This is a genomic window from Tractidigestivibacter montrealensis (genome assembly GCF_024741235.1).
In the GTDB taxonomy this organism is placed as follows: domain Bacteria; phylum Actinomycetota; class Coriobacteriia; order Coriobacteriales; family Atopobiaceae; genus Tractidigestivibacter; species Tractidigestivibacter montrealensis.
The window spans coordinates 233192-250705 of sequence record NZ_JANSKA010000001.1 but is presented as its reverse complement, the minus strand read 5'-3'; the positions used below and the strand labels follow the sequence as shown (position 1 = coordinate 250705).

Annotated in this window: 12 protein-coding genes and 1 pseudogene; 9 read left to right on the top strand and 4 right to left on the bottom strand. The window is 58.4% G+C overall.

Annotated features, from left to right (window positions below):
* Positions 1 to 187: 187 nt before the first annotated feature.
* On the bottom strand, positions 188 to 397 hold the full coding sequence (locus tag NVS32_RS01030; protein WP_118088748.1) for a hypothetical protein: 210 nt from the start codon (positions 395 to 397) through the stop codon (positions 188 to 190).
* A gap of 158 nt (positions 398 to 555) precedes the next feature.
* Between NVS32_RS01030 and NVS32_RS01025 the strand changes: the two genes are divergently transcribed.
* From NVS32_RS01025 to NVS32_RS10970, 9 genes and pseudogenes are all read left to right on the top strand, one after another.
* Positions 556 to 3099 carry an excinuclease ABC subunit UvrA gene (locus NVS32_RS01025; protein WP_258498379.1) on the top strand — a complete coding sequence of 848 codons (2544 nt, stop codon included), beginning with the start codon at positions 556 to 558 and terminating at the stop codon, positions 3097 to 3099.
* A 261-nt stretch (positions 3100 to 3360) separates the two neighbouring features.
* Complete coding sequence (locus tag NVS32_RS01020; protein WP_258498378.1) at positions 3361 to 5229, top strand: glycoside hydrolase family 2 protein; 1869 nt, start codon at positions 3361 to 3363, stop codon at positions 5227 to 5229.
* Positions 5230 to 5555: 326 nt separating this feature from the next.
* Positions 5556 to 7460, top strand: coding sequence for a BglG family transcription antiterminator (locus NVS32_RS01015; RefSeq protein ID WP_258498377.1), 1905 nt, complete (start codon positions 5556 to 5558; stop codon positions 7458 to 7460).
* Complete coding sequence (locus NVS32_RS01010; protein ID WP_118078508.1) at positions 7457 to 7813, top strand: PTS lactose/cellobiose transporter subunit IIA; 357 nt, start codon at positions 7457 to 7459, stop codon at positions 7811 to 7813. The genes NVS32_RS01015 and NVS32_RS01010 overlap by 4 nt, the downstream gene beginning before the upstream one ends.
* Positions 7814 to 7862: 49 nt before the next feature.
* Positions 7863 to 8171 carry a PTS sugar transporter subunit IIB gene (locus NVS32_RS01005; protein WP_118078507.1) on the top strand — a complete coding sequence of 103 codons (309 nt, stop codon included), beginning with the start codon at positions 7863 to 7865 and terminating at the stop codon, positions 8169 to 8171.
* Between the two features lie 85 nt (positions 8172 to 8256).
* A complete protein-coding gene (locus tag NVS32_RS01000; RefSeq protein ID WP_258498376.1) occupies positions 8257 to 9507 on the top strand; it encodes a PTS sugar transporter subunit IIC in 1251 nt (416 codons plus the stop codon).
* A 31-nt stretch (positions 9508 to 9538) separates the two neighbouring features.
* Positions 9539 to 10882 (top strand): 6-phospho-alpha-glucosidase, encoded by a 1344-nt coding sequence (locus NVS32_RS00995; protein ID WP_118078506.1) that lies wholly within the window; start codon positions 9539 to 9541, stop codon positions 10880 to 10882.
* A 66-nt stretch (positions 10883 to 10948) separates the two neighbouring features.
* Positions 10949 to 11557 (top strand): hypothetical protein, encoded by a 609-nt coding sequence (locus NVS32_RS00990; RefSeq protein WP_118078505.1) that lies wholly within the window; start codon positions 10949 to 10951, stop codon positions 11555 to 11557.
* A gap of 17 nt (positions 11558 to 11574) precedes the next feature.
* Positions 11575 to 12984: pseudogene (locus tag NVS32_RS10970) on the top strand (DHA2 family efflux MFS transporter permease subunit).
* A 282-nt stretch (positions 12985 to 13266) separates the two neighbouring features.
* Here NVS32_RS10970 and pflB read toward each other — a convergent pair.
* The 3 genes from pflB to NVS32_RS00965 form a co-directional block, all read right to left on the bottom strand.
* On the bottom strand, positions 13267 to 15537 hold the full coding sequence (gene pflB / locus NVS32_RS00975; RefSeq protein WP_258498373.1) for a formate C-acetyltransferase: 2271 nt from the start codon (positions 15535 to 15537) through the stop codon (positions 13267 to 13269).
* A gap of 18 nt (positions 15538 to 15555) precedes the next feature.
* Positions 15556 to 16302 carry a pyruvate formate-lyase-activating protein gene (pflA, locus tag NVS32_RS00970; RefSeq protein WP_258498372.1) on the bottom strand — a complete coding sequence of 249 codons (747 nt, stop codon included), beginning with the start codon at positions 16300 to 16302 and terminating at the stop codon, positions 15556 to 15558.
* A gap of 493 nt (positions 16303 to 16795) precedes the next feature.
* Positions 16796 to 17506 carry a Crp/Fnr family transcriptional regulator gene (locus NVS32_RS00965; protein ID WP_258498371.1) on the bottom strand — a complete coding sequence of 237 codons (711 nt, stop codon included), beginning with the start codon at positions 17504 to 17506 and terminating at the stop codon, positions 16796 to 16798.
* Between the last annotated feature and the right edge of the window lie 8 nt (positions 17507 to 17514).

Below are 17514 nucleotides of genomic sequence, written 5' to 3'. Positions count from 1 at the left end.
CCGTAGGGGCTCCGGCGCCGCTTTTTGGGTTCGTGGGTACAGGGGTTCTCGTTTTCCCGGCACTTCTCGGCGCGCGAATTACGCACGGCTGAGGGAGACTGCGACAAAAGCCCAGCACCACACAAAGCTGAATTGCGATCGTGCGTAGTTTGACGGGCGAGAAGGGGTCCGTCGGTTGCGGAGGCCGCTACCTGCGGCTCTGGGCATTGCCGTCGCGCCAGGTGGCGTAGGTCACGGCTGCCGCAACGCCCATTGCGAGCAGATCGAATATCCCTGCGTTCAACGTGTTGAGCGTACCGCCACCCACATAGCCCAGCGCCGCCTTGTGCGCACGGCGGACCGGTCCGCGAACGGTTGCTGCAAGGGTAGGTGCCGTGGGCTGTTCGGTTCTGGCCATGCGTGCTCGCATTCGCTCTGCTTGGGGTAATAACGGGCACTCTATTCGCAATGTGTCCGAGAAACGGTGCGGGGTCGTAGGCTTCGCCGTGGCCCTCTTACTGCAGGCCCATCCCTGCCGTACCATACGATTCACTAGGGCAATCCGAGGAGGTCCGCATGTCTCGCAGCAACTCCGCGCCACGCGCCATCGAGGTCCGCGGCGCGCGCGTGCACAACCTCAAGAACGTCGACGTATCCGTGCCGCTTGGCGAGCTGGTGGGAATCGCGGGCGTTTCGGGCTCCGGCAAGTCGAGCCTGGCGCTGGGGGTGCTCTACGCCGAGGGCAGCCGCCGCTATCTCGAGGCGCTCTCGACCTACACCCGCCGGCGCCTCACGCAGTCTAACCGCGCCGACGTGGACCTTGTCGAGCACGTGCCTGCCGCCCTTGCGCTGCGCCAGCGCCCGGGGGTGCCGGGCGTCCGCTCGACCTTTGGCACCTCGACCGAGCTGTTGAACGGCCTACGCCTGCTCTTCTCGCGCGTGGGCTCGTACACCTGCCCAAACGGCCACCGTTGCCCGCCAACCATGAACGTTGCCCTTGAGCAGCCCATCGTCTGCCCCGTGTGCGGCGAGAAGTTCTATGGCCGCGGTGCAGAGGAGCTGGCCTTCAACTCGACTGGTGCCTGTCCCACCTGCGGCGGGACCGGCGTTTCTCGCGTGGTCGATGAGTCCACGCTCGTGCCGGACGAGAGCCTCAGCATCGACGAGGGTGCGGTCAAGCCCTGGGGAAGTCTCATGTGGAGCCTCATGGCAGACATCGCACGTGACTCAGGCGTTCGCACAAACATCCCCTTTCGCGACCTCACGCCGCAGGAGCGCGAGTTCGTCCTGCACGGTCCCGCCGAGAAGCACCACCTTCTCTATCACAACGAGAAGACCAATACCGCCGGCGAGATGGACTTCACCTACTACAGCGCCGTCTACTCCGTCGAGAACGCGCTTGCCCGCGTGAAGGACGAGAAGGGCATGAAGCGCGTCGCCAAGTTCCTGCGTGAGGGACCGTGCCCGGACTGCCACGGCACGCGACTCTCGGCCGCGGCGAGAGACCCGCAGGTACGCGGTATCAACCTGGCTGAGGCCACGGCGCTGACGCTGGATGAGCTTGCCGCGTGGCTGCCTGGTGTGGCGGCGACGCTGCCGGCCGAGGTCGCACCCATGGCCGAGCAGATCGTGGCGACCATGGCCGAGCCCATCGCCCGCCTGAGGCAGCTGGGCCTGGGCTACCTGGCGCTGGACCGCGCCAGCTCAACGCTCTCCAACGGCGAGCGACAGCGCGTGCAGCTTGCCCGTGCCGTGCGCAATCGCACGACGGGCGTGCTCTACGTGCTCGACGAGCCGTCGATTGGCCTTCACCCGTCGAACGTGGAGGGGCTTCTCGGCGTGGTGGACGACCTTCTCGCCGACGGCAACTCCGTCGTGGTGGTCGACCACGACGTGCGGGTGCTGCGCCACGCGGACCACCTCATTGAGGTGGGTCCGGGCTCTGGCGAGAAGGGCGGCACCATCATCTGCCAGGGGAGCGTTGAGGAGGTCGAGAGGGACGGGGCTTCTCGCATAGCGCCCTTCCTCTCGGGCGAGCGCGTGATTCGCACTCGGCGGCGCGCCGAGAGCAGCGCCATGTTTGACCTGGGGCGCATTCATCTGGAGACGGGCCAGATCCACACCGTGCGACCGCTCTCCGTTGACATGCCGCAGGGTCGCATGGTGGCCGTGACAGGCGTCTCGGGATCGGGCAAGACGACGCTGGTGCTCGAGAGCCTGGTGCCCGCGCTCCAGGCGGGCATTGCGGGGGAGGCGCTGCCCGCGCATGTGCGCACCTGCGACGCGCCCGGCATTCGGCGCGTGTGCCTCATCGACTCCACGCCCATCGGCGCGAACGTGCGCTCGACGGTGGCCACGTACTCGGGCGTGATGGACGACCTGCGTCGCGCCTTCGCCCAGACCACCGACGCCAAGGCCCGCGGCCTGCATGCGGGGGACTTCTCGTACAACACGGGGTCGCTCCGGTGCCCCACCTGCGACGGAACGGGAACTATATCGCTTGACGTGCAGTTTCTTCCCGATGTCGAGATTGACTGCCCAGACTGCCACGGCTCGCGTTATGCGCAGACGGCATGGGAGGTCCGCCGGCACACCACGCGTGGCGCAGGTGGCGAGAAGGGCGACTACTTGAGCCTGCCGCAGCTCATGGAGATGACCGTGGACGAGGCGCTGGGGCGGCTTGGCCGGCTGCGCCGTGTGGCGGCCAAGCTGCAGACGCTCTCGGACATTGGCCTGGGCTACCTCACGCTGGGCGAGGCCACGCCGGCGCTCTCTGGCGGAGAGGCTCAGCGCCTCAAGCTCTCGAGCGAGATCGGCCGCAGCCAGGAGGGCACGCTCTTCGTCTTCGACGAGCCTACGATTGGCCTGCACCCGCTCGACGTTGAGGTGCTTCTCGGCGTGCTGCAGGGGCTGGTGGAGCACGGCGCAACCGTGGTGGTGATTGAGCACGACCTGGACATGATTGCCAACGCCGACTACGTGATTGACGTGGGTCTGGGCGGCGGCGAGGAGGGCGGCCGCATCGTGTGCGCCGGGGCGCCGGAGGAGGTTGCTGGGTGCGCGGCCTCGGTGACCGGGCGGTACTTGGCCGAGGAGCTGGGGGCGCCTGCCCGGAGCTGATTGCGTCTCTGCACGGGTACACATTCGTGATGCGAAGCTGTATCGACCTGCGCGCGCTACACATTCGGGTACGAACCTGTATCGCGCGGGGGTTCCGGCCGATACACATTCGGGTACGAACCTGTATCGCGCGCAGGATGCTACACATTCGGGCGACGAATGTGTATCGGCCGATTGCCGTGACGCCCGCGACGCGAACGGCGGTGCTGGTAAACTCTGCGCAGGCACACGGGCGCGCGCCCAACCTGGGACGGAGGGGTCATGGACATCCGACGCATGCTGGCGGGCAGGCTTCGTACTCACGAGCGAGAAGACCCTTTGCCCCTTTGGACGCCGTGGGGAGAGGAGCTTCTCGCGCGGGACGAGAAGGGCGCCGGCCTCGGCGGTCCCAGCGACGTCAACCGCGCAAGCTCTCCAGCCACGCATCCTCATCCCCAGTTTGCCCGCAGCGCTTGGGGGAGTCTCAACGGCTGGTGGGAGTGTGCGTTTGTCGCCAGCCCCGGAGGCGACGCGCCGGAGCGCACAGCCGCCGTACCAGCGACGTTCTCCCAGCGCATTCGCGTGCCCTTCTCGCCAGAGGCTTTGCTCTCGGGTGTGGGACGCCAGCTCAAGCCGGACGAGCTGCTGTGGTATCGGCGCTCGTTCGAAGCGCCCGCGCTCGTTGCCGGCGAACGACTGCTCCTCCACTTCGACGCCGTGGACTACGCATGCGCCTGCTACGTGAATGGGCGTCTCGCGGGCACGCACAGCGGCGGCTACCTGCCCTTCTCGTTCGACGTGACAGACCATCTGGCACCGGGCGAGAAAAACGAGCTTCTCCTGTGCGTCCGCGATCCCAGCGACACCGAGCCGCACCCGCGTGGAAAGCAGCTCCTCCAGTGCGGGACCATCTGGTACACCGCGCAGAGCGGCATCTGGCAGGACGTGTGGTGGGAGCGTGTGCCCGAGAACCGCGTCGAGGAGCTGCTCGTCGACGCCAGCCCGCATGCTGGCGATGTCACGGTGTGTGCCCGGGTGGTGCGGCCGGGCGAGGAGCTGCGCGTGTCGCTCCTCTCGGCAGACGGGACGCTCGTCGCCAGCGGCTCGGCGGTGGCTGGCGAGAACAGCCTGGCCGTTCGTGTCCCCGTTGACACGCCGCACCTGTGGTGCCCGGATGACCCCTATCTCTACGGTCTGCGCATCGAGTACGGCACAGACGTGGTGACGAGCTACTGCGCCTTTCGCACTGTTTCCGTAGAGCCGGACGCCGCGGGTGTGCCGCGCTTCTGCCTCAACCACCAGCCGCTCTTCCTGCGCGGTCTTCTCGACCAGGGCTACTGGTCAGACGGCCTTCTCACGGCGCCCTCGGCAGACGCGCTTGAGGCAGACATCAAGACTGCAAGGGACCTCGGCTTCAACATGCTGCGCAAGCACATCAAGGTTGAGCAGGACCGCTGGTACTGGCTCTGCGACCGCATGGGCATGCTTGTCTGGCAGGACATGGTGAGCGGCGGCACGGCTCCCTACGACATGTGGCAGGTCAACCAGAAGCCCAACCTGTCCCGCCTTGCCTGTGGACGCTTCCGAGACGACACCCCGTCCCACCAGGCACGGCTCTCCTCGGCAGACCCTGCCTATCAGGAGGAGTGGACGCGCGACTGCGAGGGTACGGTTCGCTACCTGCGAAACCATCCCTGCATCGTGGCGTGGGTCCTCTTCAACGAGGGTTGGGGGCAGTTCTGTGCGCGCGACGCTGTGCGCCGCGTGCGCGCGATCGACCCCACGCGGCCCATCGACGCTATCAGCGGGTGGTTCGACCAGGGCTGCGGCGACTTTGTGAGCGAGCATAACTACTTCCGCAAGCTGCGCGTGCACCTGCCGCGGGGCTCTTCTCGGGCGTTCGTGATCTCGGAGTTTGGCGGGCTCACCTGGCACGTCGATGACCACAGCTCATTCTCGGAGCCGTATGGCTATGCGGGCTTCAAGAGCCTGGAGGAATGGCGCCGTGCGGTGCGGGCGCTTCTCGACGAGGCATGCGCGCTCGAGGCCAGGGGTCTTTCCGGGTACGTGTACACGCAGCTCTCGGACGTGGAGGAGGAGACCAACGGCCTTCTCAGCTACGATCGCCGGGTTAACAAGCTGCTGTTCTAGGCGCTGCAGTCGACTGACGACCAAAGGGTGCTACCGAGAACAAATTCGACGGAATTTACCTCCCACGGGGACCCAAAATGTCGAAATAGTTCTCAGCAGCACCCGGTTAAAGCACCGGTTGAATTAATACGAGGAAAGCCTGTAACTCCCGACAATGCTGGACCAGCATTTGTTTCGAAAGTTATAACTCGTTTCAAATAAGCTGCGGCCTTGTTGCACATAGATATATGCATCCAGCTCCATCACTTCGCCTGCCACGAAAGTGGCAGGCGAAGTGATGGAATGGCTCATGCTGCCTTTTTACTATGCATTACCAAGGAGGAGAGATGCGAACAATCGAGCTCATACATGCGTTGCTTGATGACGGGGGTGACTCCCTCGAAGCGCTTGCCCAGCGTTTCGGAGTGAGTGCTCGCACCGTGCGCTCGCACGTCCATGCGGCGAATCAAGTACTTGAGGGGGTTGCCCAAATTAGATTCGCAAGGAAAGTTAATGCATACGAGCTCGAGGTCCTTGATGAAGATGGATTTCAAGCTTGGCTTGACCGAGGAACAAGAATTGAAAAAGAGCAGTCTGGCTCGTTTAATCGCGTTCCCCGCATCCTCAATTACCTTCTGCTAACCAATGCCTGGGTACGAATTCCAGATCTTGCAGAGCGTCTCTTCGTCTCTTCTCAAAGCGTTTCGGTAGATTTGCGTGAAGTTGAAGCTGAACTATCCAACTTTGGTCTCTTGCTTGTAAAGCGCCCACGGTATGGAATTCGAGTTGAGGGCCCGGAAATCAATAGGCGGACATGCCTTGCTTCGGTTATTTCTTCTTCTCTTGTGGGTTGTGCTGAGAATGCTGAGGAGCTATCTAAGCAAGCCAAACTAATTGGCAAGACTGTTGAGCGGGTACTTGGGGAGAACAACTTCTCGATTAGTTCTATGGCATTCCAGAATCTCGTAGTGCACCTCGTGGTTGCTATCGAGCGAATAGAGCAGGGTTGCTATGTTCCTATGGATTCCGAGCAGTTAGAGCGCTTGATGGCTTTGCCTGAAAGCATCACTGCACAACAGCTCGCAAAGGCTATCGGGAACGACTTCGGAATGGCCCTTCCAAACTCGGAGGTTGCGTTTATTACCATTCACCTTGCGGGGAAGCATTCTATTGATGCTCTTGCTCAAGAGGTTGATGCGGATGGTACGGTAATAAGCGGTAGTGTCTGGGATGTGGTTGGTGAAATACTCGAGGCCGTTCGGCTTTCTATGCGGATAGACCTTCGCAGCGATCTTGAGTTGCGAATGAATCTCGCTCGCCATATTGTGCCGCTTTCGGTAAGGCTTCGATATTGCATGCCTGCGAGGAACCCGTTGCTCGAGGAGACCAAGCTGCGCTATCCACTTGCGTGGTCAATGGCGCTTGAAGCGGGGAAAGTGCTTGAGCATCGTTACGGTGCCATACCCAATGGGGACGAGACTGGCTTTCTTGCTTTGTCCTTTGCACTTGCATTGGAGCGTCGGAGGACCCCAGCGCGCAAGATGCGTGTGCTGGTCGTCTGCGCTTCTGGCATGGGGAGCGCACGGTTGCTTCGCCAGCGTTTTAATACGGAGTTCGGCGAGTTGCTTGAGCAGTGCGATACATGCGACGCGGCAAGTGTGGCGGCAAAAGATCTTGCCGACGTTGATTACGTTTTCTCTACGGTTCCATTGCCCAATCTTCCGGTTCCGGTTTGCCAGATTAACTACTTTTTCGATAAGGATGCCGGAGATGGCATACGGCGCATTCTAGAAGGAACTCCAGGATTCAATGCGGAAGCCCTGTTTTCCCGTGAGCTGTTCTTTCCCCACGTGAAAGTAAAGGATAAGAACTCGCTTCTTGACATGATGGGCTCAGCAATGGTTGATGCCGGTGTCGCTGGACCTCAACTTCTATCGTCAGTAAGACTTCGTGAGGACGCGGCACCAACTTGTTTTGGAAACTACGTGGCCATGCCCCATCCAATGGAGCCTGTGGGGAGTAGGACCTTCGTGGCGGTTGCCCTTTTAGATGACCCCATTTGCTGGGATGAGTGGGGGCATGACGTACGTGCGATATTTCTTGTCTCTTATCAAAGCGGAGGTCAAGTCTCTGACGAAGCCTTTTCGCTGCTCGCAGACCTGTTTACTAATAACCAAGCAATTGAAAGGCTTATTGAAGAGCAGAGCTTTGAATGCCTGCTCGAAGAACTCGGGAAGGTGACTGAACAATGAGTACTGAGAATGATATGCAAGCAGATGATGAGATGCAGGAAATATCACTGGGGATTATCGCATCGTCAGGCCAAGCGCGCAGCCTTGCCTTTCAAGCGCTTGCGAAGGCCCGGAATGGAAACTACGGCGAAGCTCATGAGCTCCTGGAAGATTCAAAGCAGGCTGCTTTATCTGCGCATGAGTGTCAGACACATCTGCTTACCCGTGAGGCATCTGGAGAACACGTCGGCATAGATGTGCTCCTCGTGCATGCTCAAGACCATCTCATGACGTCAATGCTTGCCCAGGAGTTAATCGAGGAACTCATTCTCCTCTACGAAAAGAAAGCTGATCGAGGGGAGGTGTGTGTCTGAATTTAGTCCTGCAGTTAAGGGTTCTAGATAGTTGCGAATGGAGGGATACATGAAAGTACTGCTAGTTTGCGCGGGTGGGATGTCCACGAGCATCATCATGAAAAAGATGCGAGATTACGCAAGGACAAACGACATAGATGACTTTGAGGTTCAGGCAACTGGTGTTGGGAGTTTCCGCGATGTCATCGACGCGTTTGATGTTGTTCTGCTTGGCCCACAGATTTCTTATCGGTTTGATGAAATAGCTGGTGTAGCAGGTTCCAAGAAACCGGTCGGTGTGATTGCGCCCACCGACTATGCTCTCGGCAATTGCCAAGCGATCTTCAAGCAAGTTGAGAGCTTGCTCAAAGGCGAGTAACCAAGCAACTGCCATTTATTCCATCGCATTAATCATGTTAGGAAACATTATGGCCAATGCACAAGACAAACTCATGAAGGCACTTATGCCCGTTGCAACTTGGGTGGAGAAACGGAAGCATCTTCAAGCTGTCAAGGATGGCATGATTGGTGCCACCGCATTTATCATCGTGGGATCGATGTGCCTTATTCCAATGGCTCTGATGAACCTTATTGGCTCTGGGCCAGTCTATGACTTCCTTGGAAGAATCAACCCCTTCTTTTTGAAGATTGCCGGGTTCACTAATGACTATATCGGCCTCTACGCTGCATATCTGATTGCTCGATCACTCGCAAAGCGAGACGAAATCGATGGGCCAATCATTGGAATCAATGCAGTAGTTGTCCAACTGATTCTCACGGGATTCTCCGTTGATGGGGTGGACGGTGCCGTTGCCACTGCATACTTTGGATCTCAGGGGCTGTTCGTGAGCATCATTTCGGGGCTCATTACGGTCGATATCACGCAGCTATTCATCACTAGGGGATGGGTTATCAAGCTTCCAGATAGCGTACCCGAGATGGTCGCTAACAGCTTTAGTGCGCTGATTCCTGTAGCGGCGACATGCGGAATTGCCTCGCTCATCACTGTCGTGTCCCAATCTGCTGCAGGACAGGTCTTCCCTGCCTTGCTCCAGACACTTCTTGCTCCTGCCATCACTTCGATGGATACGCTTCCAGCACTCCTTATTGTGATTTTCCTCACGCAGCTCCTATGGTTCTTTGGGCTTCATGGTCCTTCTATTACCCAAGCGGTGTGGGCGCCATTTGCCATTGCCTACGCAACGGAGAACGTGGCGGCATATGCTGCGGGAGAAGCCGCCACGCATGTGTTCACCTATGGCTTCTATTACAACATCCTTCAGGTGACGGGCTCGGGTCTTACTTTGGCCCTCGTGGTATTCATGATGCTTTCGAAGTGTGAGACCTATAAGGCAGTCGGTAGAGCTGCAATTGTCCCCTCCCTCTTTGGAATCAACGAGCCCGTAATCTTTGGCCTTCCTATCATGCTCAACCCATTTATGTTCGTTCCCTTTGTTCTTGGGCCTCTCGTTCCGACCATCATTGCTTGGTTCGCCTTTAAGAGCGGTCTCGTTGGAATGCCCGTCGCAGTACCGCCAGGATTTATGCCTCCCGGAGTCGGAGCTTTTCTTATGACATATGACTGGAAGGCAGTTGTGTTGGTGTTCGTGCTTCTCGGTGTCATGGCCGTCTTTTACTACCCGTTCTTTAAGGCAATGGAACGTGAGACGCTTGCTCGCGAGAAGCAGCAGGAGACCGAGGCTCACGAGGCCTAGGTCAACGGTTCGACTACCAAGGAGGTAGCAGATGGAAAACGCAGGGAAGAATAGTATTTCGGTCGTCATCGCGGGAGGTGGGAGCACCTATACGCCAGAAATCATTCTGATGCTCCTTGCTAATCTCGACAGGCTTCCGCTGCGTTGTATCAAGCTGTATGACAATGACGGAGAGCGTCAGGGAAAGCTTGCATCGGCAGTGAAAATACTCATTGAGGAACGCGATCCCTCGATTGAGTTTGTTGCAACTACCGATCCGAAGATTGCCTATACAGATGTTGATTTCTGCCTAGCTCATATTCGTGTTGGTCAGCTTCCCATGCGTGAGCTGGATGAGAAAATCCCCCTGAAATATGGAGTTGTTGGTCAGGAGACATGTGGACCTGGCGGTCTGGCATACGGACTGCGTTCTATCCCGGGCGTGATTGAGAACATTGACTACATGGAGAAGTATTCTCCAAATTGTTGGATGCTCAATTATTCCAATCCTGCGGCAATTGTTGCCGAGGCGTGTAGGAGGCTTCGACCTCATTCCCGCGTAATCAACATTTGCGACATGCCCATTGGGCTTGAAGATTCCTTTGCGCGGATTCTTGGTTTCAAGTCTCGTAAGCAACTTGACTACCGGTATTTTGGGCTAAACCACTTTGGCTGGTATACGTCGGTGAAAGACCCCGACGGCAACGAACTGCTTCCCAAGCTCGTAGAGCATGAACTTAAGTATGGAAACACCATGCCCGGAGAGAGCATGGATGACTATACCGACCATACTTGGTATGACACCGCATTGAAGGTCAAGGATATTGTTTCCCTTGATCCATCGATGGCACCAAACTCGTATCTCCAGTACTACCTCTTCCCGGACGACATGGTTGCCCATTCTGACCCTCAATACACTCGAGCTAATATGGTTATGGATGGCCGAGAAAAGCGCGTATTTGGGGAATGTGCACGTATCGCAGAGGCCGGCACCGCAGAAGGCACTTCTTTGAGGATTGGTATTCATGCAGAGTTCATTGTTGACCTGGCAACGGCACTCGCTTTCAATACGCATGAAAGAATGCTGCTGATTGTTCCGAACAACGGAGCAATTGAGAATTTTGATCCCAAGGCAATGGTCGAAATTCCCTGCATTGTCGGCAAGGACGGTTACGAGCCACTTTCTATCGGTACCATTCCGACTTTCCAGAAGGGGCTTATGTATGAGCAGGTTTGTGTAGAGAAGCTGGTTGTTGATGCATACGAACAGCATAGCTATCTCAAGATGCTCCAGGCGATGAGCCTCTCAAAGACCGTTCCCTCCGCAAATGTTGCGAAGAAGATTCTCGATGAGCTTATCGTTGCAAATGAGGGCTACTGGCCAGAGCTCCACTAGCATTTCTGACCGCTGGTACCTTGCAGGCATAGCCCTGCAAGGTACCCCTTTTAGTTGGAGGTTACGATGGAAGAAAACTATTCGATATGGGAACATGCGCACACAAACCACGGCATAGAGGTGGACGAAGCGGTTTCCGCTCTGCAAAAGTGTATCCGACGGGCTCGCGAGGAAGATGCCGCAAGGTTTGCGTACGAATTGTATACGACAAGCCCAGCTCTGCTTGAAAAGGTCTGGAGTCGTCTTGAGTCGATTTCCGTGGAAGATATTGGATTCGGAAACCTCGATGCAGCAGTATATGTGCATACCCTCAACGAGATGCGCAAGAATTATCCCTACGATGATCCAGATCAACCGATGTTCTTCGTTCATGCGATTCGGATTCTCTGTCGGAGTGAAAAGGATCGCTCGAGCGATTTCCTGAAGAACATCATTATTAAAACGGCTGCGATGGGGCAGGTGCCTGAGGTCCCTGACATTGCGCTCGACAAGCATACACGTCGCGGTCGTAAACTCGGCCGAGGATCGCGCGAGTTCTATGAAGAGGGATGTCTGGTCTTCCCCCAAGCTAACGTTGACAATGACTACCGAGCACGATACGGCAAGGTTCTCGAGGAGTATTCCCCTGACAAAGCGGAACCGGGCGCTTTCAAGTTCGTTGCCGGGCGTTTCTAGGAAGGCTACCGATTGACGTGAAAGATGGTATTACGCAGAAAGGAAGTTCCTCGCCTCGAGTACTTGACGCGAAATTGGCCATCTCAATTATCGCTTCGGGCAGCCTAGCCTTCTGCGCAATCGTTTTCGAGACTTCAACAAACGTTGCCATCCCAGTCATGATGTCAGAATTGGGAGTGGATACTGCAACTATTCAGTGGATTACATCCGCGTATTTGCTGGTGTTATCTGTGACGATACCCGTATTCCCAGTTCTTAAGTCACGCTATCCCCTGCGGTGCCTTTTTACTGCTTCAACTCTTGCCTTCGTAGCGGGAACGATTCTGTGCTGCACTTCTGTCTCATTTCCCCAGCTCCTGACCGGCAGAATAATTCAGGGGCTGGGGACCGGCGTTGCAATGCCCCTCATGTTCAACATGGTTGTTGATCAGGTGCCCCTTGATCATCTGGGCATGATGATGGGTGTTGCCTCGCTCATCATTTCATTGGCGCCGGCTATTGGGCCTGCATACGGTGGGGTCGTACTAGAAGAATTTGGTTGGCGCGCAATGTTTGCATTTTCGATTCCCCTCCTCGCTGCAGCTTTCTTAGCAGGATTAGCCTGCATAAGACAGACAACAGAACTGGATAGGCGTCCGTTCGACGTGGCTGGATTCTTATTTGTCGCACTTGGATTTCTCTTGATTGTTGTGGGCGTGAACCGTCTCTCAAACGGTGGTATTACAGCTCTCGTCGTTGTTCTCCTCTTGGTAGGTACAGCTCTTCTCGTTCAATTTGTGAAGCATGTGAGATGTGCTTAGAATCCTTTGGTATCGCCTGAAGTATTTTCCTCAACGAGATTCATGGCCTCGGTGGCTGCTATCGCAAGTACATCCATGGTATGTCTCGGATATGCGTGGCTCATTCCCAATTACGCGCAAATGGCCATTGGTGCGGGCGCAAAAGTTTCTGGTCTTGTGATGATTCCAGGCTGCGTGGCGACCATGCTGCTCTCTCCGGTTGCTGGTCGACTTCTCGATAGAATCGGACCGCGTTTTCCAATTGCAGCGGGTGCTACATTGATGCTAATAGGTGCAATTCTGCTATGCACCCGCCCACTGAATGGCGCCTGGGGATTGGCAGTGTGGTATCTGCTTTCAGGAATGGGTCAAGGTTTCTTGGCTAGTCCTTCGATGACTTATGGTCTATCTTCTCTCAACGATGGCCTGCGGGCTGATGGAACTTCGGTATGCAACGCACTTCAGCAGTTGGGTGGCTCAATAGGCGTGAGCTCGGTTGCGGCGGCTGTGGGGGCTGCCCAAATCTCTGCGGGGGATAATACAGCTGGGATGATAATGGGCGGACAGATGGCATTCGTGTTGTTGACGTTAGTTGTGGTAGGTGTTGCTGTCTTCTCGACGATTGCTTTGAGGTTTGCGGAACCATAGCGTCCCTTAGAGCTAAATCAGTCAAGCTAGGAGCTACTAGCGCTGGCTGGCATCCCTTAGACGGGCTTCGCTGCTGAACCAACCAGGGCTGATCCGCTATCCATGCCGCTATGTCAACCCGGTGCAGCCGAGAACAAATTCGACGGAATTTACCTCCCGCGCGGCCCAAAATGTCGAAATAGTTCTCAGCAGCACCGGGGCGACGAGCAGCATCGGGGCGACAAAAAACGGGGGCGACCGCATGGCGGCCATCCCCCGTGGGTGCGCATCTCTCGCACGTGCCTACATGTGCTCGTGGCAGGTGCGCGCAATCACGTCGAGCTGCTGCTCGCGCGTGAGGTCGATGAACTTCACCGCATAGCCGGAGACGCGGATCGTGAAGTTGGCATACTCGGGCTTCTCGGGGTGCTCCATCGCGTCCTTGAGCTTCTCGACGCCAAAGACGTTGACGTTCAGGTGGTGCGCGCCGTTGGAGAAGTAGCCGTCAAGCACGTTCACCAGGTTGCCAACGCGCTGCTGCTCGTCGGTGCCAAGCGCGCCGGGGTTGATGGTCTGCGTGTTGGAGATGCCGTCGAGCGCATACTCGTAGGGCAGCTTCGCCACGGAGTTGAGGCTGGCGAGAAGGCCGTTCTTCTCAGCGCCGTAGCTGGGGTTGGCGCCGGGCGAGAAGGGCGTGAACGCCGCACGGCCGTCGGGCAGGGCGCCGGTGGCCTTGCCGTACACCACGTTGGACGTGATGGTAAGGATGGACGTCGTGGCCTCGGAGTTGCGGTAGGTGTGGTGCTTCTTGATCTTGGTCATGAAGGTCTTGAGCAGCCACACGGCGATGTCGTCCGCGCGGTCGTCGTCGTTGCCGTAGCGGGGGAAGTCGCCCTCGGGCACGTAGTCCACAACCAGACCGTCCTCGTCGCGCACGGTGCGCACGCGGGCATACTTGATGGCCGAGAGCGAGTCCACCACGTGGCTAAAGCCCGCGATACCGGTGGCAAAGGTGCGGCGCACGTCGGTGTCGATGAGGGCCATCTCGGCGGCCTCGTAGTAGTACTTGTCGTGCATGTACTGGATGAGGTCGAGGATGTTCACGTACAGGCCGGCCAGCCAGTCCATCATGATGTCGAACTTGTGCATGACCTCGTCGTAATCGAGGTACTCGCTCGTGATGGGGGCAAGCTCGGGGCCAACCTGCATGTGGTTGCCCTGCTTGTCGGTGTACTTGAGGTCCTTGCCGCCGTTGATGGCGTAGTTCAGGCACTTGGCCAGGTTCGCGCGGGCCCCAAAGAACTGCATCTCCTTGCCGGTCTGGGTGGCCGAGACGCAGCAGCAGATGCTGTAGTCGTCGCCCCACACCGGGCGCATGACGTCGTCGTTCTCGTACTGGATCGAGCTGGTGGTGATGGAGACCTTGGCCGCGTAGCGGCGGAACGCCTCGGGCAGGCGCTTGGAGTAGAGCACCGTGAGGTTGGGCTCGGGCGCGGGACCCATGTTCTCGAGCGTGTGCAGGAAGCGGAAGTCGTTCTTGGTCACCATGTGGCGGCCGTCCTGGCCAAGGCCGGCCATCTCGAGCGTGGCCCACACGGGGTCGCCGGAGAACAGCTCGTTGTAGCTGGGAATGCGCGCGAACTTGACCATGCGGAACTTGAGGACCAGGTGGTCGATGAGCTCCTGCGCCTGCGTCTCGTCGAGCTTGCCTGCCTCGAGGTCGCGCTGGATGTAGATGTCCAGGAACGTGGAGATGCGACCCACGGACATGGCGGCGCCGTTCTGGGTCTTGATGGCGGCCAGGTAGCCAAAGTAGAGCCACTGCACGGCCTCGTGTGCGTCGCGCGCGGGCTGCGAGATGTCGTAGCCGTAGAGCTTGGCCATCTCCTTCATGCCCCTGAGTGCGCGGATCTGCTCGGCGATCTCCTCGCGCAGGCGGATGACGTCGTCGGTCATGGTACCGTCGCCGCAGTTGAGGAGGTCCTCCTGCTTCTTGGCGATGAGGAAGTCGATGCCGTAGAGCGCCACGCGGCGGTAGTCGCCCACGATGCGGCCGCGGCCGTAGGTGTCGGGCAGGCCGGTGATCACGTGGCTGTGGCGGGCAGCGCGCATCTCGGGTGTGTAGGCGTCAAAGACGGCCTGGTTGTGGGTCTTGCGGTACTCGTTGAAGATCTGGTCATACTTGGGGTTGATCTTGTAGCCGTAGCTCTCGGCCGCCTGCTGCGCCATCTTGATGCCGCCGTAGGGCATGAAGGCACGCTTCAGGGGCTTGTCGGTCTGGAGGCCAACGACCTTCTCGAGATCCTTGAGCTCGGGGTCAATGTAGCCGGGGCCATACGCGGTGAGGCCCGAGACAACCTCGGTCTCGCAGTCAAGCACGCCGCCGTTGGCGCGCTCCTGCTTCTGGAGCTCCTGGACCTTGCCCCAGAGCTTGTCGGTGGCCTCGGTGGGGCCGGCGAGGAACGACTCGTCGCCGTCGTACTGGGTGTAGTTGCGCTGGATGAAGTCGCGAACGTTCACGTCGTCCGTCCAGTGACCTGTCGAGAAGCCCTGCCATTCTTCACGTAGTGCCATGCGTTCCTCCTGTAGTTGCTATGCCTGCGGAAGCCCCGACACGGCCGCGCCGAGGATTCGTTCCGCGTTTTCCACACGTTCCTTGCTGGGCGGCTGGGTGTCGCGCAGCGTGTAAGGTATGCCGAGCTCGTCCCACTTGTAGACGCCCAGGCTGTGGTAGGGGAGCACGTCGACGCGGCGGACGTTCGAGAGCGTCTTGATGAAGTCCGCGGTGCGACGGAGGTACTCGTCGTTGTCGGTGATGCCGGGGACCAGCACGTGGCGGATCCACACGGGTACTCCTGCGTTGGAGAGCCAGCGCAGGGCGTCGAGGATGTTCTCGTTAGAGTGGCCGGTGAGGGCACGGTGCTCGACGGGGTCGATGTGCTTGATGTCTGCGAGAACCAGGTCACAGGCGGCCATGATGCGTTCCCATGCCTGGTAGAACGGCTGCTGGCGGGTGAAGGGCGCGAGCGAGGTGTCCAGGCACGTGTTGATGCCGCGGGCGTGGGCGGCTTCGAAGAGCTCCGCCACAAACTCCGGCTGGAGCAGTGCCTCACCACCCGAGACGGTGATGCCGCCTTCACGCCCCCAGTAGCTTCGATAACGTTCTGCCTGGTCGAGCAGCTCGGCCGGCTCCATGAGGGTGCCGCGGTCGAGGGCCCAGGTATCGGGATTGTGGCAGTAGCGGCAGCGCATGGGGCATCCCTGGAGGAAGACAATAAAGCGCACTCCCGGGCCGTCCGCCGAGCCAAATGACTCGGTCGAGTGAATACGTCCCTGCATGGTTTGCCTCCGCCCCCGAGCTAGTCCAAACCCACACTGCGCGCTCAAATGTAGGGTGAGGACCTAGATGTTTCCTTGATTGAAATCAAGTAATGGGAAATTTCAGAGCAATACTGCGGGAGCGGCGGTGATAAATGGTGCACACCATATGCGACACCCTAGATTGGAAGCCTTATGCGAGGGACATTGATCTGGTAATGCTATCGGCGCCGCATAAAAACGTTTTATCGAACAGAATTTGGGCGACCGCTGCACAAAATGGCTCTATCGAACGTTGGCAATTCGGCTATGAAATCAATCATTGAACTATATTTGCATATCTATGCAAAATATTATGCAATTATGCGATTTCATACATATGTAGTTCAATTATTGATTACTGGTGCCGTAGGGTCCGGTTCGCTAGAGCATTTTTGTGCACGCTGATCCCAAATTCTGTTCGATAGGCGGTTTTTATGCGTCACGGCTGTCAGATGACAGTGCTATCCGTGCGCTACACCCCGCGCATGCCGTCGCGGTCGATGATGCGCAGCCGCCCGCGGCCCACGCGCTCGACCAGCCCCTCCTTGCTCAGCGAGGATATCGCACGAGAGACGGTCTCGGGCCGCAAGCCCACCGAGGCCGCAATGTCTTCCAGCCCAAGGTGGATTTCGGTGCCCATGCAGCGCTCGTCACGAAGCAGCAGGTACTGCGCCACGCGTCGCCGCGGGTCGCGAATGCCCAGCATCATGGCCTTTTCTTCCGCGTCATCCAGCTCGGTGCACACCATGCGGATGAGTCCCATGGCGGCGTCGGGGTGCTCCGAGAGCATGGCCTCGAAGTCCGTACGGTGAATGGAGCACAGCTCAACGCGGGTAAGGCAGCCTACGGAGTAGTGGTAGACGTTGTCCTCGAGGAACATTCCGTGCCAGATTGCCTGTCCATCGTGCAGCACGTCGAGTACGTACTCCACGCCGTCGGGGTCGATGCGGAAGGTTTTGATTCGCCCAGACCGTACGATAAGGACTGAGTCGATGGGGTCGCCCTCGTGCACCAGGATGTCCCCGCGCCGGTGGGTGGAACGAACCGAGCGGGCGAGAAGATCGTGCTTCGCGTTGTCGGGCAGGCCCGCGAACAGGCGAATCCTGTTCACGCAGGTGCCGTTTGCCGCTTTGAAGCCGCAGCCCTCGCACTGCTGGCAGGGTATGTTGTCGTCGTGGGCCACGTGCATGC